The sequence below is a fragment of the Streptomyces sp. TLI_053 genome (assembly GCF_900105395.1).
Classification (GTDB): domain Bacteria; phylum Actinomycetota; class Actinomycetes; order Streptomycetales; family Streptomycetaceae; genus Kitasatospora.
The window spans coordinates 428,087-447,938 of record NZ_LT629775.1 but is presented as its reverse complement, the minus strand read 5'-3'; the positions used below and the strand labels follow the sequence as shown (position 1 = coordinate 447,938).

At 73.3% G+C, this 19,852-nt stretch carries 18 protein-coding genes; 12 read left to right on the top strand and 6 right to left on the bottom strand.

Going from position 1 to position 19,852, the window contains the following annotated elements; genetic code table 11:
* Nucleotides 1–8 precede the first annotated feature (8 nt).
* From BLU95_RS01555 to BLU95_RS01545, 3 genes are read right to left on the bottom strand one after another with little or no spacing between them, the layout of a single operon-like run.
* Nucleotides 9–893 (bottom strand): 3-hydroxyacyl-CoA dehydrogenase NAD-binding domain-containing protein, encoded by an 885-nt coding sequence (locus BLU95_RS01555; protein ID WP_231978187.1) that lies wholly within the window; start codon nucleotides 891–893, stop codon nucleotides 9–11.
* Entirely contained in the window at nucleotides 890–2,947 is a 2,058-nt protein-coding gene (locus BLU95_RS01550) for an acetoacetate--CoA ligase (protein ID WP_093858312.1), read from the bottom strand. Before BLU95_RS01550 ends, BLU95_RS01555 begins: the two co-directional genes overlap by 4 nt.
* The gene (locus BLU95_RS01545) at nucleotides 2,944–3,741 is read right to left on the bottom strand and encodes a crotonase/enoyl-CoA hydratase family protein (protein WP_231978186.1); all 798 of its coding nucleotides are present in this window, start codon (nucleotides 3,739–3,741) and stop codon (nucleotides 2,944–2,946) included. Before BLU95_RS01545 ends, BLU95_RS01550 begins: the two co-directional genes overlap by 4 nt.
* 110 nt (nucleotides 3,742–3,851) lie before the next feature.
* On the opposite strand from BLU95_RS01545, the gene BLU95_RS01540 reads away from it, so the two are divergent.
* Complete coding sequence (locus BLU95_RS01540; protein WP_093858310.1) at nucleotides 3,852–4,277, top strand: MarR family winged helix-turn-helix transcriptional regulator; 426 nt, start codon at nucleotides 3,852–3,854, stop codon at nucleotides 4,275–4,277.
* A gap of 27 nt (nucleotides 4,278–4,304) precedes the next feature.
* Here BLU95_RS01540 and BLU95_RS01535 read toward each other — a convergent pair whose 3' ends face one another.
* Entirely contained in the window at nucleotides 4,305–4,997 is a 693-nt protein-coding gene (locus BLU95_RS01535; RefSeq protein ID WP_093858309.1) for a substrate-binding domain-containing protein, read from the bottom strand.
* A gap of 74 nt (nucleotides 4,998–5,071) precedes the next feature.
* On the opposite strand from BLU95_RS01535, the gene BLU95_RS01530 reads away from it, so the two are divergent.
* From BLU95_RS01530 to BLU95_RS01500, 7 genes are all read left to right on the top strand, one after another.
* Complete coding sequence (locus BLU95_RS01530) at nucleotides 5,072–5,839, top strand: IclR family transcriptional regulator (RefSeq protein WP_093858308.1); 768 nt, start codon at nucleotides 5,072–5,074, stop codon at nucleotides 5,837–5,839.
* 103 nt (nucleotides 5,840–5,942) lie between these two features.
* Nucleotides 5,943–7,214: a 4-hydroxybenzoate 3-monooxygenase gene (locus tag BLU95_RS01525; RefSeq protein WP_093858307.1), complete on the top strand. Its 1,272-nt coding sequence runs from the start codon at nucleotides 5,943–5,945 to the stop codon at nucleotides 7,212–7,214.
* Nucleotides 7,215–7,246: 32 nt separating this feature from the next.
* Nucleotides 7,247–8,284 carry an amidohydrolase family protein gene (locus BLU95_RS01520; protein WP_093858306.1) on the top strand — a complete coding sequence of 346 codons (1,038 nt, stop codon included), beginning with the start codon at nucleotides 7,247–7,249 and terminating at the stop codon, nucleotides 8,282–8,284.
* Between the two features lie 18 nt (nucleotides 8,285–8,302).
* Nucleotides 8,303–8,992, top strand: coding sequence for a 4-carboxy-4-hydroxy-2-oxoadipate aldolase/oxaloacetate decarboxylase (ligK, locus tag BLU95_RS01515; RefSeq protein ID WP_093858305.1), 690 nt, complete (start codon nucleotides 8,303–8,305; stop codon nucleotides 8,990–8,992).
* A 2-nt stretch (nucleotides 8,993–8,994) separates the two neighbouring features.
* The gene (locus tag BLU95_RS01510) at nucleotides 8,995–9,999 is read left to right on the top strand and encodes an amidohydrolase family protein (RefSeq protein ID WP_093858304.1); all 1,005 of its coding nucleotides are present in this window, start codon (nucleotides 8,995–8,997) and stop codon (nucleotides 9,997–9,999) included.
* A 25-nt stretch (nucleotides 10,000–10,024) separates the two neighbouring features.
* Nucleotides 10,025–11,332, top strand: coding sequence for a protocatechuate 4,5-dioxygenase subunit alpha (gene ligA / locus BLU95_RS01505; RefSeq protein WP_093858303.1), 1,308 nt, complete (start codon nucleotides 10,025–10,027; stop codon nucleotides 11,330–11,332).
* Between the two features lie 4 nt (nucleotides 11,333–11,336).
* Entirely contained in the window at nucleotides 11,337–12,308 is a 972-nt protein-coding gene (locus tag BLU95_RS01500; RefSeq protein ID WP_093858302.1) for a Gfo/Idh/MocA family oxidoreductase, read from the top strand.
* Between the two features lie 140 nt (nucleotides 12,309–12,448).
* On the opposite strand, the gene BLU95_RS01495 is transcribed toward BLU95_RS01500, so the two are convergent.
* A complete protein-coding gene (locus tag BLU95_RS01495) occupies nucleotides 12,449–13,909 on the bottom strand; it encodes an acyl-CoA dehydrogenase family protein (RefSeq protein ID WP_093858301.1) in 1,461 nt (486 codons plus the stop codon).
* Between the two features lie 354 nt (nucleotides 13,910–14,263).
* Between BLU95_RS01495 and BLU95_RS01490 the strand changes: the two genes are divergently transcribed.
* From BLU95_RS01490 to BLU95_RS01480, 3 genes are all read left to right on the top strand, one after another.
* On the top strand, nucleotides 14,264–15,163 hold the full coding sequence (locus BLU95_RS01490; protein WP_093858300.1) for an inositol monophosphatase family protein: 900 nt from the start codon (nucleotides 14,264–14,266) through the stop codon (nucleotides 15,161–15,163).
* Between the two features lie 37 nt (nucleotides 15,164–15,200).
* Nucleotides 15,201–15,797, top strand: a complete 597-nt coding sequence (locus BLU95_RS01485; protein ID WP_093858299.1) for an NADPH-dependent F420 reductase — start codon at nucleotides 15,201–15,203, stop codon at nucleotides 15,795–15,797.
* A 457-nt stretch (nucleotides 15,798–16,254) separates the two neighbouring features.
* On the top strand, nucleotides 16,255–16,611 hold the full coding sequence (locus BLU95_RS01480; protein WP_093858298.1) for a PRC domain containing protein: 357 nt from the start codon (nucleotides 16,255–16,257) through the stop codon (nucleotides 16,609–16,611).
* 99 nt (nucleotides 16,612–16,710) lie between these two features.
* Here the strand turns inward: BLU95_RS01480 and BLU95_RS01475 are convergent, their stop codons facing one another.
* Entirely contained in the window at nucleotides 16,711–18,066 is a 1,356-nt protein-coding gene (locus BLU95_RS01475; protein WP_353653533.1) for an eCIS core domain-containing protein, read from the bottom strand.
* A gap of 490 nt (nucleotides 18,067–18,556) precedes the next feature.
* Here BLU95_RS01475 and BLU95_RS01470 point away from each other — a divergent pair, with 490 nt between their 5' ends.
* The gene (locus BLU95_RS01470) at nucleotides 18,557–19,825 is read left to right on the top strand and encodes a hypothetical protein (RefSeq protein ID WP_093858296.1); all 1,269 of its coding nucleotides are present in this window, start codon (nucleotides 18,557–18,559) and stop codon (nucleotides 19,823–19,825) included.
* Nucleotides 19,826–19,852 lie beyond the last annotated feature (27 nt).

Genomic DNA, 19,852 nt, shown 5'->3' with positions numbered 1-19,852 from the left:
GGGGGTGCTCACAGGTGGTGGGTCCGGTTCTTGGCGTCGAGGAGGAGGGACAGGAGGGCGTCGCGTTCCGCGACGAGGTCGGCGGCCGTCGTCCCGGCCAGCGCGTCGTCCACGCCCTCGGCGATCGCGCGCTTCAGCGCGGGGGTGAGGCGGGGCGTGCCGAGGTCGGCCCACCACTCCTCCATGGGCGGGCCGAGGTGCTCCAGGACGTGCGCGATGCCACCCGGGCCGCCCGAGAGGTGCTGGTTGAGGAAGGGCCCGAGCAGTGCCCAGCGCAGGCCGGGGCCGTGGGCGATGGCCGCGTCGATGTCGGCGACGCTCGCCGCGCCGCGTTCGACCAGGGAGTACGCCTCCCGCCAGAGTGCGGCCTGGAGGCGGTTCGCGACATGGCCGGGCAGTTCCTGGCGCAGCCGGATCGGGCGGCGGCCCAGGCTGCGGTAGAACCGCACGGCCGTCTCGACGGCGGCCTCCGCGGTCCGCTCGCCCGGTACGACCTCGACCAGCGGGACGAGGTGGGGCGGGTTGAACGGGTGTCCCACGAGGACCCGTTCGGGATGGGCGGTGCAGGCCCGCTGGATCCGCGACGGCGTCAGCCCGGAGGAACTGCTCGCCAGGACCGTCCCCGGCGGGGCGGCGGCGTCGAGGGCGGCGAAGAGTTCGTCCTTCAGGTCGGGCCGCTCGGGGCCGTTCTCCTGGACGAAGTCGGCGTCGGCGACGGCCTCGGCGAGGTCGGGGACGAACGACAGCCGGCGCTGGTCGGCGGCGACGGCCGCCCGGAGCCGCTCCTCCGCGCCGGGCGCGGGGTCGCTGGCGAGGACCTCGTGCCCGTGCAGCAGGAAGAGGGTGGTCCAGGAGGCGCCGATGACCCCGGTGCCGACGACGGCGACCTTCACGACGAGCTCCCGTGCCCGGCGCCGGTGGCCTGCCCGGATCCCGCGGCCGGCCCGCTGGCGTCGGCGTCCGGCTCGGCGGCGTCGGCGTCGGCGTCCGGCTCGGCGGCGTCCGCGGCCCGTGCGGCGGCGTACTCGACGAAGGGGTCGAGGGAACGCGGGTCGGCGAGGACGTCGGCGCCGGCGACGGACTCGGGAGGCGCGCCGAGCAGGATCCGCTTGACCGGCACCTCCAGCTTCTTGCCGGTGCGGTTGCGCGGGACGGCGGGCACCCGCTCGATGACGTCCGGGACGTGCCGGGGCGAGAGCGCGGACCGCAGCGCGCGGGCGATCCCCGTGCGGAGGGTGTCGTCGAGCTCCCCGGGGCCGGCGACGAAGAGCAGCAGTTCCCCGTTGCCGCCCTCGGGGTCCTCGAGGTGGACGACCAGACTGTCCTCGATCCCGGGCAGGTCCTCGACGACGGCGTAGAACTCGGCGGTGCCGAGCCGGACCCCGCCCCGGTTCAGGGTGGCGTCGGAGCGTCCGGCGACGACGCAGTGTCCCTCGGGGGCGAACCGGACCCAGTCGCCGTGCCGCCACACGCCCGGGTACTGCTCGAAGTACGCGGCCCGGTAGCGGGAGCCGTCGGTGTCGCCCCAGAAGCCGAGGGGCATCGACGGCATCGGCTCGGTGATCACCAGTTCGCCCAGCTCGCCGACGACCCGTTCGCCCCGGCTGTCGTAGGCGTGGGCGGCGACCCCGAGGCAGGGGCCGGAGATCTCTCCCGCGCGCACCGTCTGGAGCGGGCCGCCCTGGAGGATGCCGGTGCAGACGTCGGTGCCGCCGCAGCCGACGTTCAGCAGCACCCGGTCCCCGAACTGCTCGGCCACCCAGCGGAATCCGTCGGCGGCGAGCGGGCTGCCCGCCGCGCCGATCTGCCGCAGCCGGGAGAGGTCGAACTCCTCCGCGGGCCGGATCCCGGCCCTGCGGCAGGCCATGAGGAAGCCGGGGCTCACGCCCATCAGCGTGGTCCCCGTCTCCTGCGCGATCCGCCACTGCTCCCGCAGGTCGGGGTGGACCGGGTTGCCGTCGATCATGACGATCGAGGCGCGGACGAGCAGTGCCGAGACGAGGGTGTTCCACAGCATCCAGGCGGTCGTGCTGAACCAGAGCATCCGGTCGCCGGGCTTGAGGTCCCAGCTCAGCGCGTTGTTCTTCAGATGCTCCAGGAGGATCCCGCCGTGCCGGTGGACGATCGCCTTGGGGATGCCGGTGGTGCCGGAGGAGAAGAGCACGAACAGCGGATGGTCGAACGGCAGGGGTGCGAAGGACAGTTCGCCCGGCTCGGCCAGCAGCTCGGTCCAGCCCAGCGCGTCGGGGACGGTGTCCGGACCGTACGGGACGTGGACGACCCGCTCGACGGTGGGCAGCCGGGCGGCGATCTCCGCCACCTCGCTGCGGCGGTCGACGTGCCGGTCCCCGTAGCGGTAGCCGGCGACGGTCAGCAGCACCTTCGGTTCGAGCTGGGCGAACCGGTCGACGACGCTGCGCGGGCCGAACTCCGGGGCGCAGGCCGCCCAGACGGCGCCGATGCTCGCGGTGGCGAGGAAGGCCACCAGTGTCTCCGGGATGTTCGGCAGGTAGGCGACGACCCGGTCGCCCTCGCGGACGCCGAGGCGCAGCAGCCCGGCGCGGGCCCGGGCGACCTGGTCGCGGAGTTCGCCGAAGGTCAGTTCGACCGGCGGCCGGGTCTGGGAGCGGGCGACGACGGCGACGGCGTCGAGGTCCTCCTCGCGGCCGAGTGCGTGCTCGGCATAGTTGAGCGTCGCGCCGGGGAACCACTCGGTGTCCGGCATCGACCGCCGGCCCAGGGCGGCCGTGGGCGGGGTGTGGGGGCGGACGTCGAAGAACTCCCAGACCGAGGACCAGAAGCCGTCGAGGTCGGTGACGGACCACTGCCACAGGCTGTCGTAGTCCGGGAAGACCAGCTGCCGCCGGGACTCCAGCCAGCGGAGGTAGCGGCCGATCTCCGACTCGTCCCTGACGGCGGGGCCGGGGGTGCTGAGGATCTCGCTCATCGGGCGGTGTCCTTCCGGTGGGAGCCGTGCGCGGGGGCGACCTTCGCGGCGCGGCCGTCGAGGAACGCCCGCATCCGCTGCTGGGCGTCCTGGCTTCCGGCCGCGACGGCCGACATGAGGGATTCGAGCAGCAGGCCGCCGGCCGGGGAGGCTTCGGCGATCCGGGGGAGCGCCTGGAGGACGGCGAAGTTGGTCAGCGGCGCGTTGGCCGCGATCCGCTGCGCGAGCTCCAGGGCCCGGGCGCGCGCCCCGCCCTCCTCGGTGAGGTAGTGCGAGAGGCCGAGGGCCTGGCCCTCGGCGGCGTCGAGGACGCGGCCGGTGAGCATCATGTCCGCCATCCGGTGGGCGCCGATCAGCCGGGGGATCCGGACCGAGCCGCCGCCGCCGACGAAGAGGCCGCGCTGTCCCTCGGGCAGCGCGTAGAAGGCGGACGGCTCGGCCACGCGGATGTGCGCGGCCGCGGCCAGCTCCAGTCCGCCGCCGATCACCGCGCCCTTGAGCGCGGCCACCACGGGAACGCGCCCGTCCTCGACGGTGTCGAGGACGCGGTGCCACATGAGCGAGTGCTCCAGTGCCTCCTCGGTGGACCGCTCGGTCAGCTCGCCGAGATCGAGCCCGGCCGAGAAGTGGTCGCCCTCGGCGTCCAGGACGACGGCCCGGACGTCCGCGCCCGGCTTGCGGAAGAACCGCTCGACGCTCAGCACGGTGGCGTCGTCCAGGGCGTTGCGCTTGGCCGGGCGGCGGAGTGTCAGGACCGCCACCCCGTCGCGGCGGTCGATGGAAAGCGTGCTCAAGGGAGGCTCCTCAATCATCAGGAATCCTGAGTATCGGAGGGCGCGGTGCCGGCGGGCAAGGGGGTCGGGCTAGAATTTTTGACAGGTTTCCTGATGATGAAGGAGGGCTTGTGACGGACACGGCTCCGCCGTCGTTGCTGTACTCGGTGAAGCAGGTCGAGCTGGCCACCCGGGCCCGGCTCGACGAGCTGCTCAAGCCCGCGGGCGTCACCGCCCTCCAGTACACCGCGCTGACCGTGCTCGAACGCCGGGACGGCATGTCCTCGGCCGAGCTGGCCCGCAACTCCTTCGTCAGGCCGCAGTCCATGGCCGACCTGGTGGGCTCGCTGGAACGCCGGCACCTCATCACCAGGTCCCCGGACCCGGCGAGCCGGCGCCGCCACGTCATCGGCCTCACCGACGAGGGCCGTGCCCTGCTGGCCCGCTACGCCCCGGCCGTCGGGGAGTTGGAGGAGGAGATGCTCACGGGTTTCACGGCCCGCGAGCGCACCGCCTTCCGCGCGTACCTCGACCGCGCCCGCGCCGCACTCGGCTAGGGGTTGTCCGGCCTCGTGCCGGCCCGGCTACCCGATCGCCTCCATGCCCCTGGCGCGGGCGATCCCCGCCGCCGCCTCGGACCCGAGGAGGTCGAGGACCTCGCGGGCCCGGCCCGGCCGCCCGGACGAAGCCAGGACGCCCCCGCCGAAGACCGAGCTGATCGCGGTGTCGCCCGGCAGCGGGCCGACGACCACGACGCCCGGCAGGTCCGTCAGCTCGCTGCGCTGCTGGAATGCCAGGTCGGCCCGGCCGGAGGGGAGCAGACTGCCGGCGGGCACCCCCGCCGGCGCCTGTACGAGTCGCTCCGAGAGCGCGTCGGTGAGCCCCAGCCGGGCGATCAGCCCGATGAGGGCCGTTCCGCTGGGACCGGTGGAGTACGCGATCCCCGTCGCGGACAGGAGCGCGGCCCGCAGGTCGGACACCGAGTCGAGGGCCGGTACCGGCGCCCCGGCCGGCACCGCGGCGACGACCTGGGAGACCCACAGCGGGCGTGCCGTGCCCCTGAGCACGAGCCCTTCCCGCTCCAGTTCGGCCAGCGCTCCTTCGGCGAGGACGAGCAGGTCGGCCTCGGCGCCCTCGCGCACCCGCCGGGCGACCACGACCCCGCCCGCGGACTCGAAGCGCAGCTGGATGCCGCGGGTGTGCCGGAGGTGTTCGGAGAGGTCGGCCAGGACCGGCCGCGTCGCCATCGAGGACAGGCCGGAGATCTCTTGCTTCACATCGCCTCCTGGGGAGCCGGCAGCCGGTACGACGCGTGCCGGGAGGCTTCGCGCCGGTCTGCGAGACTGGCCGGATGATCACACCCCGGAGCACGGCGGCCGGAAAGGTTCTCGAGGTCCTCGCGGCCTTCGACCGTGAGCACCCGTCGCAGACACTGTCGGAGATCGCCCAGCGTACGGGCCTGGCGCTGAGCACCACCCACCGCGTGCTGACGGAGCTGGCGGCCTGGGGGGCGCTGGAGCGCGCGGAGGACGGATCGTGGCACGTCGGGCTGCGGCTGTGGGAGATCGCCTCGGGATGTCCGAGGACCCAGATCCTGCGTGACGCGGCGCTGCCGTTCATGCAGGACCTCTACGAGGCGACCCACGAGAACGTCCAGCTCGCGGTGCGCGAGGGCACGGAGCTGGTGTTCGTGGAACGGATCGCGGGGCACGGGTCGGTCGAGGTGGTCACGATGGTCGGGTCGCGGTTCCCGGTCGGTTCCACCGGGATGGGCCGGGTGCTGCTGGCGCACGCGCCCGGGGAGATCCAGGAGGAGGTCCTCGGAGCGCCGCTGCGGGCCTGGACCCCGTACACCGTCACCGACCCGAAGGCGTTGCGCGCGCAGCTGGACCGGATCCGCCGCGAGCAGGTGTTCGTCAGTGACCGGCAGCTCTCGGAACGCTCGGTCGCGGTGGCCGCGCCGGTGCGGATCGGTCGGGCCGGCCCGGTGAGCGCCGCCCTGGGAATCGTCGTCGCCGCGCGGGGGGCGAGCCGTGCGCGGGGGCTGCGCGAGCCGTTGCTGAGGGCTGTGCGGGGGATCTCCGAGGAGCTGGGCCGGCGGGCCCGGACGACGGCCTGACGCTCCGGGGTTTCCGCCTGGCGGAAAGAGCGGCGACGGGGCGGGGGGCGGGATGCCAGCGTTCGGGGTGTCCGCAACCCCGTACCACCGCTCAGGAGATGCCATGGCCGATGCCGTTGACGCCGCCGACGGCGTTGATGCCGCCGATGCCGATGCCGTTGATGCTGCCGATGACGTCGTCGACACCGTCGCCACGGTCCCCGTCGCCGTGGTCGGTGCCGGCCCGGCCGGACTGATGCTGGCCCACCTGCTCGGGCGTGCCGGGGTGGAGACGGTCGTGCTCGACACCCGCACCCGGCAGGAGATCGGGGCGACGCACCGGGCGGGCATCCTCGAAGCGGACGTGGCCCGGGACCTGGTCGAGACCGGTGTCTCCGGGCGGATCCTGCGGGAGGGCCACGAGCACGAGGGCGTCGAGCTGCGGTTCGGCGGCCGGCCGTACCGGGTCGACTTCAGGGAACTGGTCGGCGCGTCGGTGTGGCTCTACCCGCAGACCGATGTGTTCACCGACCTGGCGGACGCCCGGGAGCGCGACGGCGGCACGGTCCGCTTCGGTGTCAGGGACACCGAGGTCCTGGACGTTGCGACCGACGCTCCCCGGGTGCGCTGGACCGCGCCCGACGGGGCCCGCCACGAGGTCCGGGCGCGCTACGTGGTCGGTGCGGACGGATCGCGCAGCATGTGCCGCGATCTGGTCCCCGAGGACCGGCGGGTGCGTTACGGCAAGGACTACCCCTTCGCGTGGTTCGGCATCATGGCGCAGGCGCCGACGAGCGCACCCGAGCTGGTCTACGCCCACTCCGGGCACGGGTTCGCGCTGATCAGCCAGCGCACCGAGAGCGTGCAGCGGATGTACTTCCAGTGCGCCCCCGAGGAGAGCGTCGACGCCTGGCCGGACGAGCGCATCTGGCGGACGCTCCAGGAACGGGTGGCCGGCGAGGACGGCTTCCGGCTCAAGGAGGGGCCGATCCTCGAGAAGACGGTGCTGCGGTTCCGTTCCTTCGTGCAGGAGCCGATGCGCTGGGGCTCGATGGCGCTGGCGGGCGACGCCGCGCACACCGTACCGCCGACCGGCGCCCGCGGGCTGAACCTGGCGCTGCACGACGTGAAGGTCCTCGCCGGTGTGCTGCTGCGCGCGCTCGGCAGCGAAGGCGCGGCCGCGCTGGACGACTACCAGCCGCAGGCCCTCCAACGGGTTTGGCGGGCACAGAACTTCTCGTCCTGGATGACCGGGCTGCTGCACACCGCGCCCGGTGCCACGCCGTTCGACCTGCGGCGCCAGCTCGGCGAGCTCGACAACGCGGTGGGCACCCGGGCCGGTCGCACCTTCCTCGCCGAGCAGTACACCGGCTGGCCCACCGGCAGCCGGGCCTGACCCGGACGTCCCCCTTCCAGGAGAGCGCAGCCATGATCATCGACTGTCACGGTCACTTCACCACCGCACCCGCACAGGTGGCGCAATGGCGGGAGCGGCAGGTGGCGGCGGCGGGCTCCGCCGCCGAAGCACCCGACCCCGGGGACCTGGTCGTCACCGACGACGACCTGCGCCGGGCGATCGAGGACAACCAGCTGAGGCTGATGGACGCGCGCGGCAGCGACCTGACCGTCTTCTCCCCGCGGGCCAGCTTCATGGCCCACCACATCGGCGGCTTCGACGTGTCGTCGGTGTGGGCGCGGATCTGCAACGACCTCGTCCACCGCGTCAGCACGCTCCACCCCGACCGCTTCGCGATGGGCGCGATGCTCCCGCAGTCGCCCGGCGTCGACCCCGCCACCTGCCTGCCCGAACTGCGCCGTGCGGTCGAGGAGCTCGGCGCGGTGTCGGTCAACCTCAATCCCGACCCGTCGGGCGGCCGGTGGAGCGCACCGCCGCTGACCGACCGCAGCTGGTACCCGCTCTACGAGGCGATGGTCGAGTACGACGTCCCGGCCATGATCCATGTCAGCACCTCGTGCAACCCGGCCTTCCACACCACCGGCGCCCACTACCTCAACGCCGACACCACGGCGTTCATGCAACTGGTCCAGGGCGACCTGTTCGCCGACTTCCCCACGCTGCGGTTGGTGATCCCGCACGGCGGCGGCGCGGTGCCCTACCACTGGGGACGGTTCCGCGGCCTGGCGATGGCGCTCGGCAGGCCGGACCCCGAGACCCTGCTGGACAACGTCTTCTTCGACACCTGCGTGTACCACCAGCCGGGCGTCGACCTGCTGACCCGGGTGGTCCCCAGCCGGTCGCTCCTGTTCGCGAGCGAGATGATCGGCGCGGTCCGCGACGTCGACCCGCGCACCGGCCACCACTTCGACGACACGAAGCGGTACGTGGACGCCACGCCGCACCTCTCCGACGAGGAGCGGGCGGCCGTCTACGCGGGCAACGCCCTGCGCGTCCACCCCCGTCTCGCCGCGCGGCTCGCGGCGCGCCCGGCCGCGTCCGGCCGCTGAACCCACGAGGAGGAACACATGGAGCACACCGAGATCGGTGTCGTGCGCACGTCGGTCACCCGCGCCGCCCCCGAGGCGGTCGCCGCGCTGTCGGCGTTCGGCGTGGCGACCGTCCACGAGGCCATGGGAAGGGTCGGGCTGATGCGTCCTTACCTGCGCCCCGCCTACCCGAAGGCCCGGCTCTGCGGTACGGCGGTGACCGTCCTGCTGCAACCCGGCGACAACTGGATGCTGCACGTCGCCGCCGAGCAGGTCCGCCCCGGCGATGTCGTGGTCGCGGCCTGCACGACCGAGAGCGAGGACGGGTTCTTCGGCGACCTGCTCGCCACGTCCTTCCGCGCCAGGGGATGCCAGGGGCTGGTCATCGACGGCGGCGTGCGCGACGTGGCCGACCTGGAGGAGATGGACTTCCCGGTCTTCGCGCGGGCGATCAACGCCAGGGGCACGGTGAAGGCCACCCTCGGCTCGGTCAACGTGCCGGTGGTCTGCGCCAACGCCCTGGTGCGGCCCGGCGATGTCGTCGTCGCGGACGCCGACGGCGTCGTCGTGGTGCCGCGCGAGCGGGCCGCCGAGGTCGCCGAGGCGTCGGCCGCGCGGGAGGCGGGGGAGGCGGGCAAGCGCGCGAGGTTCCGCGCGGGCGAACTCGGCCTGGACATCTACGGCATGCGCGGCCCGCTGGGCGCGCTCGGGCTTCGGTACGAGGACTGAGGATGAACCCGACCCCGATCCCGATCCCGACCCCGGCCCCGATCCCGGCCCCGACCCCGATCCCGGCCCCGACCCCGACCCCGACCCCGGCCCCGGCCTTCGAGAAGACCCCCGGCTGGCTGGACTGGTACGCAGCTCCGAGTCGCCCGGAGCTGCGGCTGCCCGCGGGCGCCGTCGACGCGCACTGCCACGTCTTCGGCCCCGGTGCGGAGTTCCCGTTCGCCCCCGAACGCAAGTACACCCCCTGCGACGCCTCCAAGGAGCAGCTGTTCGCGCTGCGCGACCGGCTGGGTTTCGCCCGCACGGTCGTGGTCCAGGCGACCTGCCACGGCGCCGACAACAGCGCCATGGTCGACGCCCTGCGGGCGTCGGGCGGCCTTGCCCGTGGGGTCGCGACGGTGCGACCCGGGACCGCGGACGCGCGACTGAGGGAACTGCACGAGGCCGGCGTGCGCGGAGTGCGGTTCAACTTCGTCAAGCGGCTCGTCGACGCCGCGCCGCGGCAGGAGCTGTGGGACGTCGTCGAGCGGATCAGGCCGTACGGCTGGCACGTCGTCGTCTACTTCGAGGCGGCCGACCTCCCCGAGCTGCGCGAGTTCCTCCTCTCGGTCCCGGTGCCGCTGGTCGTCGACCACATGGGCCGCCCCGATGTCACCAAGGACCCGCACGGCCCGGAGTTCGAGGTGTTCCTGGACCTGTTGCGGGCCCGGCCCGACATCTGGTGCAAGGTCACCTGTCCGGAGCGGCTGTCGGTGGACGGCCCGCCGGCCCTGCACGGGGAGCGGACGGCGTACCGCGACGTGGTCCCGTTCGCCCGGCGCGTGGTCGAGGAGTTCCCCGACCGGGTGCTGTGGGGCACCGACTGGCCCCACCCGAACCTCACCGACCACATGCCCGACGACGGCCTGCTCGTCGACTTCCTCCCGCACATCGCGCCGACACCGGCCCTGCGGCACAAGCTCCTCGTCGACAACCCGATGCGCCTGTACTGGCCCGATGCCGACTGACCCGCCACCCGATCGGAGCCCCAGCATGTCGCTGGACAAGACCTACCAGCTGGTCCCGGGCACGACCGTCTTCGACGCCGAGCAGTCCGCCAGGGGCTACCACCTCAACCAGTTCTGCATGTCGCTGATGACGGCCGACAACCGCGAGCTGTACCTCGCCGACGAGCGCGCCTACCTGGACGCCTGGCCGCTGCGGGAGGAGCAGAAGCGGGCGCTGCTGGAGCGCGACCTGAACGCCGCGATGCGCGAGGGCGGCAACATCTACTTCCTCGCCAAGTGGGGCGCCACGCTGGGACTGTCGTTCCAGCAGATGGCGGGCTCGATGACCGGCATGACCGAGCAGGAGTACCGCGACATGATGCTGCGCGGCGGCCGCTCGGTCGAGGGCAACCGGATCGACCACGCCGTCCTCGAAGCCGCCCACGCCGACCGCAGGCCGCCCGCCGGGCACGCGACCGTCACCGGCGCGGTCTTCACCTCGCACGTGCCGGCGATCGGTGCGGCGATGGACCACCACAAGACCGACGAGCCCTACTGGCGGCCCGTCTTCGAGGGCTACGAGTACTCCAGGCGGTGGGCGCGCGAGAACCTCCCCGACGTGATCCTCCTGGTCTACAACGACCACGCCTCCGCCTTCGACCAGTCGATGGTTCCGACCTTCGTGCTCGGCACCGGCGCCGCCTGCCCCACCGCCGACGAGGGCTACGGACCCCGCCCGGTCCCCGGGACCGAGGGCGATCCCGACCTGGCCGCGCACATCGCCCACTCACTGATCCGCGACGACTTCGACCTCACCCTGGCCAACGAGATGAGCGTCGACCACGGCCTGACCGTTCCGCTGTCGCTGATGTTCGGCGACGTCGAGCGGTGGCCGTGCAGGGTGATCCCGCTCCACGTCAACGTGGTGCAGTACCCCGTGCCCTCGGGCGCCAGGTGCTTCGAGCTCGGCCGGGCGCTGCGCAGGGCCGTCGAGTCCTACGACCGGCCGCTGAAGGTCCAGGTCTGGGGCACCGGCGGCATGAGCCACCAGCTCCAGGGGCCGCGCGCGGGTCTGATCAACCGCGCGTGGGACAACGCCTTCCTGGACCGTCTGATCACCGATCCGCAGGGCCTGGCCCGGGTCCCGCACCTGGAGTACGTCGAGGAGGCCGGCTCCGAGGGCATCGAGCTGGTCATGTGGCTGATCGCCCGGGGAGCGATGAGCGACGTCGACGGCGCGGGCCGCACCGAGGTCAAGCACCGCTTCTACCACGTGCCGGCGTCCAACACCGCCGTCGGCCACCTGATTCTCGAGAACCACCCGGCGGGCGGGACGCCCACCACGAAGGAGTGACGACATGACCGACGAGCAGACCGTGCGGATCGCCCTGGTCGGGGGCGGCGCGTTCGGCGCCAAGCACGCGGCCGCGCTGCGCCGGATCGAGGGAGTGGAGGTGGCCGCCGTGGTCAGCAGCACCCCGGAGAAGGCGCGCAGGTTCGCCGAGGAGCAGGCCGTGGGCCGCGCCGTCGCGACGTTGGAGGAGGTGCTCGCGGCGGACGACATCGACGCGGTGGTCCTCGCGACGCCCACCCATCTGCACGCCGGGCAGACCCTCGCATGCCTGGAAGCGGGCAAGCACGTCCAGGTCGAGATCCCGCTCGCCGACTCGCTGGGCGACGCGGAGGCCTGCGACGCGGCGCAGCGCCGGACCGGGCTGGTCGCCATGGTGGGCCACACCCGGCGCTTCAACCCCAGCCACCAGTGGGTGCACCGGCGGATCCGCTCCGGCGACTACCGGATCCAGCAGATGGACGTGCAGACCTACTTCCTGCGCCGCGAGAACCTCAACGCCCTGGGCCAGGCGCGTTCCTGGACGGACCACCTGCTGTGGCACCACGCCGCGCACACCGTCGACCTGTTCGCCCACCAGACCGGCTCGCCGATCGTGCAGGCCAACGCGATCCAGGGGCCGGTCCACCCCGAACTGGGCATCGCGATGGACATGTCCGTCCAGCTGCGGGCGGAGAACGGAGCCATCTGCACGCTGTCGCTGTCCTTCAACAACGACGGTCCGCTGGGCACCTTCTTCCGCTACATCGGCGACACCGGCACCTACCTGGCACGGTACGACGACCTGTTCACCGGCCAGGACGTGCCGATCGACGTGAGCGGGGTCGACGTCTCGATGGACGGCATTGAGCTGCAGGACCGCGAGTTCGTCGCCGCGATCCGCGAGGGCCGCGAGCCGAACGCCTCGGTCGCCCAGGTGCTGAACTGCTACCGGACGCTGGCTGTCCTGGAGCAGCAGCTCGCGGCCGCCGCGTCCTGACCGGGGGCCGACGCGAGGCTCCGGGCGCCGCGTGTCGCGACGCCCGGGGCCCTGGGAGGTCCTGACCCGGTCCTCGAGGGGTGCGCCGGGGGCGGGTCAGGTCGGCCCGGCGGGTTTCGCCCCTCCCGCGCCGGTGCTGGTCAGGAGCCGGGCGCGAGGTCGTCCAGGAGGTCGAACTCGACGCGGACGCGGTCGATGTCGGCCCGGAGGAACGCGGCCGCGCGGCGGGCCCGGTCGGCGTCGGCGCCGCTCTCGCGGGCCCACTGCAGGACGCGGGCGGCGGCGAAGGTGTAGGCGATCGCCCGGCCGGCCAGGACCAGGTGCTCCTGGGCGAGTTCGCGGTCGAGGAACCGCAGGTCGAGGCCGTGCGCCGGGACGGCCGGCGCGGTCGGTTCCCAGTCGGCGAGGAAGGCGCTGAGGGAACGGCCGGGCGAACGGTCCAGGCAGTGCTGGGCGAGTTGCTGGCCGAGGAGGTCGTTGGTGCCGTCGAACACGGTGAAGACCCGGGAGTCCAGGAACGCCTGGGCGGCGATGTTGGTCGGCGAGCCGTTGCGGTAGCCCTCGCCGCCCGCGAGTTGCTGGTAGTGGTTGGCGGAACTCACCATCAGCTCGGTGGCCACGATCTTGACGGCCTGGATGCAGGGGAACGCGGGGGTGAGGTCGGCCGTGAGGTCCAGCCGGGTCCGGACGTAGTGGTCGAGCGCCGCGCAGACGGTGTGGGCGGCGTCGACGGCTTCGAGCCGGTGGCGGACGAACCCGATCGCCGACAGGGGCGAGCGCCCGACGCGACGCGCGTCGGCGTAGGCGCGTGCCTCGCGGGCGAGACGGCGCAGGAAGCCGCACGCCAGCGCGCTGATCAGGGCCCGCCCCGACAGGTAGATGTCCACCATCGAGCTCAGGTCGCCGGCCCCGACGTCGATGCGCCGGTGTGCGGGAACGATCGCGTCGATGTCGTTGACCCCGTAGTCGATCACCTTCAGGCCCAGCGCCTCGTACCGCTCCGAGGTGCGGAACCCGTCGCCGCGCTCGACGACGAACCACCCGTACTCGCGGCCGCCGTCGCGGTCCCGTTTGGCGACGACCACCCACCACGACGCGGTGGCGCTCAGCGCCTGCCAGTGCTTGCGGCCGCGGATGCGGTAGCCGCCCTCGACCTCCTCGAAGGTGGTGGTCAGGCCCGACATGGCGGAGCCGCAGCCGGGTTCGGTGGAGGCGAACCCGGCCGTCGGCGCGACCGGAGCGGCGAACAGGGGCAGCACCTCGCGCTTGGTCTCCTCACCGGCCCACCGCACGACGGGTCGCAGTGCCAGCCCGGTGACGATCGCCGTGTGAACGGCGACGGCCAGGTTCCGCTCCGCCAGGACCTCGACCACCCGGCACATCTCGACGTGGCTGCCCCGGCCGCCGTACTCGACCGGCAGCACCGGCAGCAGCACGCCCGCCCCCGTCAGCGCGGCCCAGTCCCGCGCGGGCAGTTCCCGCTGCGGGTAGGTGGCCGCGTCGAACCGCACGGCGGCCGCCTCGATCCCGGCGACGAACTCCTCCGTCGGGAGCGAGGCGAGGACCGCGACCGACGTGCGGGCGTCCGCGGCTTCAGTCATGACTCCATCCGTTTCCGGGACGTGCGACCCGGTTGCCCGGAACCGTTCCTGACGGTTCGCGGCGGCCGCCGACCGGGCGGCGCGGGTGTCGGTCCGGTGATCCTACTGACGGGCTCGGCCGGAGAGCCGCAGGGGGCCGGACGGAGTGCTGCCGGCCCCACCCGTCCCCTGCGGCGGTGCGTCGTGCACGGCCCGGCGGATTCGAGTCCGATTGCATGCCGGTAATTCCAGGCGTTCCTGACATGCATTTGAAGTCAGTCATGGGGGCGCCTACCTTCGTTACCGGAGCGCCGCACAGGGCGCGCGGTTCGGTCCGAACCTCCTCATCACCCGCTGTCTGCAAGGGAGTTCACCATGCAAGAAACGCTTCGGAACGCCGCCGCCTCCGCCGGTCCCGCGCCCGCCTCGGTTCCCGGCCCCGCTTCGGTTCCCGGCCCCGTTTCCGTTACCGCCCCCGTTTCCGTTACCGCCTCCGATGCGGACCTGCTGACCCGTACCGCGCTCGCCGTGCGCGAGGCCGGCGCCGCGCTTCGCGCGCTCTTCGGCGAGGTGGTCTGTTACGAGAGCCGCGAGGAGCTGATGCGCGCGCTGGCCGTCAACGACGACGCGGCGCTGGAGATCCTGCGCCCCGCCCTCACCGGGCTGCGCCCGCAGGCCCGGTGGGTGGAGGACGAGCTCGACGGCGGGGCGCTGCCGCCGGGTGAGTGGTGGGTGGTGGATCCGGCCGAGGGCAACGTCAACCACCTGCACGCCCTGCCCGAGTGGGCGGTGACCGCCACCCTGGTCCGGGAGAACAGCCCGGTCCTGACCGTGGTCCACCTGCCGCTGACCGGCGAGACCTACACCGCGCTCGCCGGCGCGGGCGCCCACCTCGACGGCCGGCCGTTGCGCGTCGCCCCGACCACCGACCTGGGCCTTGGCATCGTGGCCACCAGCCAGGCCCGCCCCGACGAGGACGAGAGCGTCGTGCGGCGCATCGGCTCCTCCGTCACCGCGATGCTCCTCGACGCACTCGTCGTGCGCACCTCGGTGCCCGCGACCCTGCACCTGGCCAACGTCGCCGCCGGCCGCACCGACGTCTTCTGGCAGTTCGCCGGGGCCCGTGCCGACCTGCTCCCCGGCGCCCTGCTCGTCACCGAGGCCGGCGGACACGTCTCCGACACCGACGGCCGCCCCTGGACCCCGCGGAGCGAGAGCTTCCTGGCCGCCGCCCCCGGCATCCACGCCCAGGCCGTCACCACCCTCTCGCGCTGAACCTCACCACCGACTGCACGTACGGAAGGACCACATCATGACCACGATCGCAGTTCTCGGGAACGGCCGCGTCGGCGGCAACCTGGCCGCAGCCCTTACCCGGGCCGGCCACCAGGTCACGGTCGCGGACCGCGCACCGGGCGAGGCCGCCGCGGCGGCCCGGACCGCCGAGATCGTCATCAACGCCACCCCCGGCGCCGGCTCGCTGGAGCGGCTCGCCGCCCTGCGCGAGGAACTGCGCGGCAGGATCCTCGTCGACGTCTCCAACGCCACCACCGACGGACCGGACGGACTGCCCGCCGACCTGCTCCACCCCGGCTCCAGCCTCGCCGAACAGCTGCAGGAGGCCCTCCCGGAGACCCACGTCGTCAAGACCCTCAACACCATGCTCTTCCCGGTGATGACCGCACCGGCCACCCTCACCCAGGCGCCGACCGTCTTCCTGTCCGGCGAGGACCCTCAGGCCAAGAAGACCGTCCACGACCTGCTCACCGACCTCGGCTGGCACCCCGAGTGGATCACCGACCTCGGCGGGATCACCACCGCCCGCGCCACCGAGGCCGCGATCCTGTTCGTCCCGCACATCATCCGCTCCACCGGATTCACCCCCTTCGCGATCTCCATCGCCCGCTGACGGTCGGTCCGGAGCCGACCCACCGGCTCCGGACCGGCACCGACCGGCCGCCGCCGCACCGGATCGGGGCACTCCCTCGCCCTCGGCGCCGATACGCTCACCGGCCTTGCCGAGAGTCTCGGCCGGCGTCGGGTTCTTTCCCGGTCCGGGGCGTCCGGGTGTTCCGTTCCTGCGGGTGCGGAGCCCTTGGGAGTCCGGTGCCCGGTGGGTGTCACGGGCCGGGGTCGTTCGCTCCTCGTGTCCTGGGGGACGTTCCTCGGTAGCGCCGGAGGTGCGGACCCGTTGTCCATCGCGACGGCGTACGGCGCCGGAAGAGGCCGCCCGGGGCGCTGGGTGTCCGCGTCGTTCGGACAGAGCCGGCCGCGAGACGTTGCATGGTTCGCGTCTGCGTACTTTCCCCGTGGCGGGGCAGTCGGGCTGCGTCGGAGGAATGCAGTCGATACGCGAGGAGGCAGTGGTGAGCAGCGGACTGTGGGGCTACGAGGGTGCCCAGGGCTACGCGGCGGGCACGGACCTGACCGGTTTCCGGGTGGAGGCCACGGACGGGCACATCGGGAAGGTGGACAAGCACACCGAGGACGTCGACACCGCGCACGTCGTGGTCGACACCGGGCCGTGGATCTTCGGCCGTGAGGTCCTGCTGCCGGCCGGCACGATCACCCGGATCGACGTCACGGAGAAGACCGTGTGGGTGGACCGCACCAAGGACGAGATCAAGAACTCCCCCGAGTTCGACAAGGACCGGCACACCGGCGACCGCGAGTACCACGAACGGCTGGAGGGCTACTACGGCGGCAGCGGCACTGCCCTCTGACTCCGTCGGCCCGGGCGGGTCCCGCACCACCACCCGGTGGTGCGGGACCCGCCCGTCCGTCCGTGCGCCGGGTTCGGCCGCGCGGCACCACCGGCGAATCTAGGCGACGTTGGGGTTGACCGGCTGTTCCGAGCCCGCTGCCACCCGGCGGCCCTTGCCGCGCTTGACGAGGACCACGGTCTTCATGGTGACTTCCGGGTAGTACGGGGTGTAGTACGCGCCCGTCCAGTAGTCGTGGAAGGAGGCCACCGTACCGATCGTGTAAGTCATCGGGTTCGCGGCCGTCTGGCCGCTTCCGGCGAAGGCCTCCATCGTCACCGTGTCCTGGCCGTCCATCCCCACCACCGCTGCGGCGTGGTACTGCGACATGATCTCCTCGCCGGGGTTCATGGCGAGCATCAGGTAGGACTGTCCCACCACCGGGCTGGCGTTGCGGTCCGTCGCCCCCTGGAAGTCGCCTGCGCGGTCGCGGTTCTGCTCGTCCGACATGCCGAAGGCCTTGAGCCCCGCGCTCGTACGGACGTTGCTGTTCGCGCCGTCGGCCAGCTCTCCGACGGCGTTGTGCATGATCTCCTCCGCCGTGTGGAGGCAGTCGTCCAGGATGTTGCGCGCCAGCTCGTGCTCCTGGTACAGCTCCGTGCCGCCGAAGAGGGCCTGCTGCGCCGTGCTCGTCGGGCGCAGGGCCGGGGAGTAGGACCCCGCGGGCGCGCTGACGCGGATCCAGATCGACGTGGCGTCGGCGTTCGGGACGGCGAAGACGCCGTTCGCCGAGACCGTCATCTGCTGCTGACCCGGGCCGGCCTGTGCGGCCCAGCGCTGGACCGCCTCCTGGGCGGCCCCCCGGCCGGCCCGGCCCGCCTCGTGCGCGTGCTGTTCGGTCCTCGGCGCCGCCCCGCTCATGGCGCGGCGCGCGTTGCTCTCCGCCTCCCGCTCGAAGCGGTCGGAGGGGTCGGAGACCCGCAGGCCCGCTCCGTTGTCCGTACCCGCGACGGGGCCCCGGCGCTGCTGGATCACGTGGGTGAGTTCGTGGGCGAGCGTGTGCTTGTCGGCGCCGCCGTCCCCGATCACCACGTGGTTCCCACTGGTGTACGCCCGGGCGCCCACCTCGGCCGCCGACGCCTTCGCCGCGCTGCCGTCGTGGATGCGGACGTCGGAGAAGTCGGCGCCCAGCCGCCTCTCCATGTCCGCGCGCGTACCGCCGTCCAGCGGCCGGCCGCCGGCCCGCAGCACGTCGTGGACGGCCGAGCGCTGGACCGGCGCCTCTTCCGCCTCGTGGCCGCACCCCGCACCGTGGCGGTGCTGCTGCTTCAGGCGCTGGACGACCACCGAGTTCCCCACCGTCGCCTGCAGCCCGAGGAGCCCGGAGGCCTGTGCGGGTGGTGCGCCGGCCGGCCTGCGGACCGTCGTCCGGGCGTCCTCGGTGGCGTTCGGCCCGGCCTTCGCGTGGTTGTGCACTGGCGCTTCCTCCGTCGGCGGATCGGGGCCGTAGGTGATGTCCATGCCCTGCGTACGTCTCGCGCAGGCCCTTGTCATGGATACGCCGGGCGGGCCCGCGGGCGCCAGGTACCCGAGGGCAGAGCCGGCGGGCGGTGAGGGCAGTCCCGGTTCCCCCGGAGAACGGGCTTGTGCCGTGCGCGAGTCGACCGCCGTCCACGATCTCCCACCGGGGGAGGACGTCCGGCGTCATCCATGTCGGTGACCCGGCCCGGTACCTCGCCGGCTCCGTGTCTGCGTCCTGTCAGTAGCTTGCCGATCGGCCTGCGGGTGCGGCCCGCGGTGGCGGAGACTGGGACCGCACCGGGCCCCGGCCAGGGCCGACCGGTGTCGCCGTACGTCGCGTCAACAGCTCCCGCACCGTGCGCAGTTCACGAGGGCCGGCCTTGGCCGACCCGTCCGGTCACCGTCCAGCCGATCCGCACAGTCGACGAGACAGGAAGCGAACGTCATGAGCACACCCGCAGCCACCCGAGCGATCCTCCGCACCACCGGCGCGTTACGGGCCGCCGTCGCGGTGGCCACCGCCGCGGCCGCCGTCGCTCTCGCGGCGCCGGCCGTACCCAGCGCGGCCGCCGTCGGCCGCGGCACGGCACCTTCCGTGGCCGTCGCGCTGCCCACCCCGCCCGGCACGCCCTTCGGCGACCCCACCGGGGTCAACGGGCTCGGCGTCGTCATCGGGAGCGTGTCCTCCGGCAGCCCCGGTGACGGCCCCCGCGCGGTGCGTTGGGACGACGACCACACCGTCGCCGTTCTCGACCCGCTCCCCGGCGACCAGTACAGCAGGACCGTCGCGCTCAACGACGCGGGCACCGTGGTCGGGTTCTCCTGGCAGTCCGGCCTGCCGGGCGGCGGACACGCCGTTCGCTGGGCCCCCGGAGCCGCCACCGCCGCCGCCCTGGCGGCGCTGCCCGGCGACGTGTACAGCCGGCCCACCGCCGTCAACAGCGGGGGAACCGCCGTCGGTTACTCCTGGAACGACGCGGGACAGGAGCACGCCGTGGCGTGGCGCCCGGACGGCACGGTGGTCGCGCTCGCCGCGCTCGCCGGAGACGTCCGCACCGTCGCCACCGCGATCAACAGCTCCGGCACGGTGGTCGGTTACTCTGCGGGGGCCGGTTCCCTCGACCCCCGGCACGCGGTGGTCTGGAGCCCCGGCGGGGCCGTCACCGCCCTCGGTGCACCACCGGCCTACCGCTACACGTCCGCCACCGGCATCAACGACGCGGGAACCGTGATCGGTGGCGGGACGGCGGATCCCGACTCCGGTGCCGGGCACGCCCTGGTCTGGGCCGCTGACCACAGCCGCCGGGACCTGGGCGCGGGCACCACTGCCACGGTGCTCAACGCCTCGGGCCACATCGCGGGCACCGTGCCGCCCGCCGACCCGGACACCGCCCGGCAGGACGCGGCCCTCTGGCGCCCCGGTGGTGCGCGCAGGACGCTCGGGGCGCCCGCCGGTGTATCGGGCACTGTGCCCAGCGGCATCAACGCCTCCGCCGTCGTCGTCGGATACACCTGGAGCGGTATTCCCGCCCGCGAGTACCGGCAGGCGATGCGCTGGAGCCCCGACGGGACGGCCACCGTGCTGCCGGTCGGCGCGGGCGAGCCGTACGCGGCCGCCCTGTTCGTCAACGACGCCGGTCTCGTCGCCGGGGTCCGACTGATTCACGGAAGCAACATGTACGCCTCCCACCTGCCCGTGGTCTGGCGGCCGTAGTCCCTCGCGGTTCCGCCCCTGCGACCG

Bases quoted from the DNA above. Each gene is read 5' to 3' on its own strand.
- BLU95_RS01495 (WP_093858301.1), bottom strand. From the start codon at position 13,909: ATGACTGAAGCCGCGGACGCCCGCACGTCGGTCGCGGTCCTCGCCTCG.
- BLU95_RS01520 (WP_093858306.1), top strand. From the start codon at position 7,247: ATGATCATCGACTGTCACGGTCACTTCACCACCGCACCCGCACAGGTG.
- BLU95_RS01510 (WP_093858304.1), top strand. From the start codon at position 8,995: ATGAACCCGACCCCGATCCCGATCCCGACCCCGGCCCCGATCCCGGCC.
- BLU95_RS01525 (WP_093858307.1), top strand. From the start codon at position 5,943: ATGGCCGATGCCGTTGACGCCGCCGACGGCGTTGATGCCGCCGATGCC.
- BLU95_RS01485 (WP_093858299.1), top strand. From the start codon at position 15,201: ATGACCACGATCGCAGTTCTCGGGAACGGCCGCGTCGGCGGCAACCTG.
- ligA (WP_093858303.1), top strand. From the start codon at position 10,025: ATGTCGCTGGACAAGACCTACCAGCTGGTCCCGGGCACGACCGTCTTC.
- BLU95_RS01550 (WP_093858312.1), bottom strand. From the start codon at position 2,947: ATGAGCGAGATCCTCAGCACCCCCGGCCCCGCCGTCAGGGACGAGTCG.
- BLU95_RS01490 (WP_093858300.1), top strand. From the start codon at position 14,264: ATGCAAGAAACGCTTCGGAACGCCGCCGCCTCCGCCGGTCCCGCGCCC.
- ligK (WP_093858305.1), top strand. From the start codon at position 8,303: ATGGAGCACACCGAGATCGGTGTCGTGCGCACGTCGGTCACCCGCGCC.
- BLU95_RS01530 (WP_093858308.1), top strand. From the start codon at position 5,072: ATGATCACACCCCGGAGCACGGCGGCCGGAAAGGTTCTCGAGGTCCTC.
- BLU95_RS01500 (WP_093858302.1), top strand. From the start codon at position 11,337: ATGACCGACGAGCAGACCGTGCGGATCGCCCTGGTCGGGGGCGGCGCG.
- BLU95_RS01470 (WP_093858296.1), top strand. From the start codon at position 18,557: ATGAGCACACCCGCAGCCACCCGAGCGATCCTCCGCACCACCGGCGCG.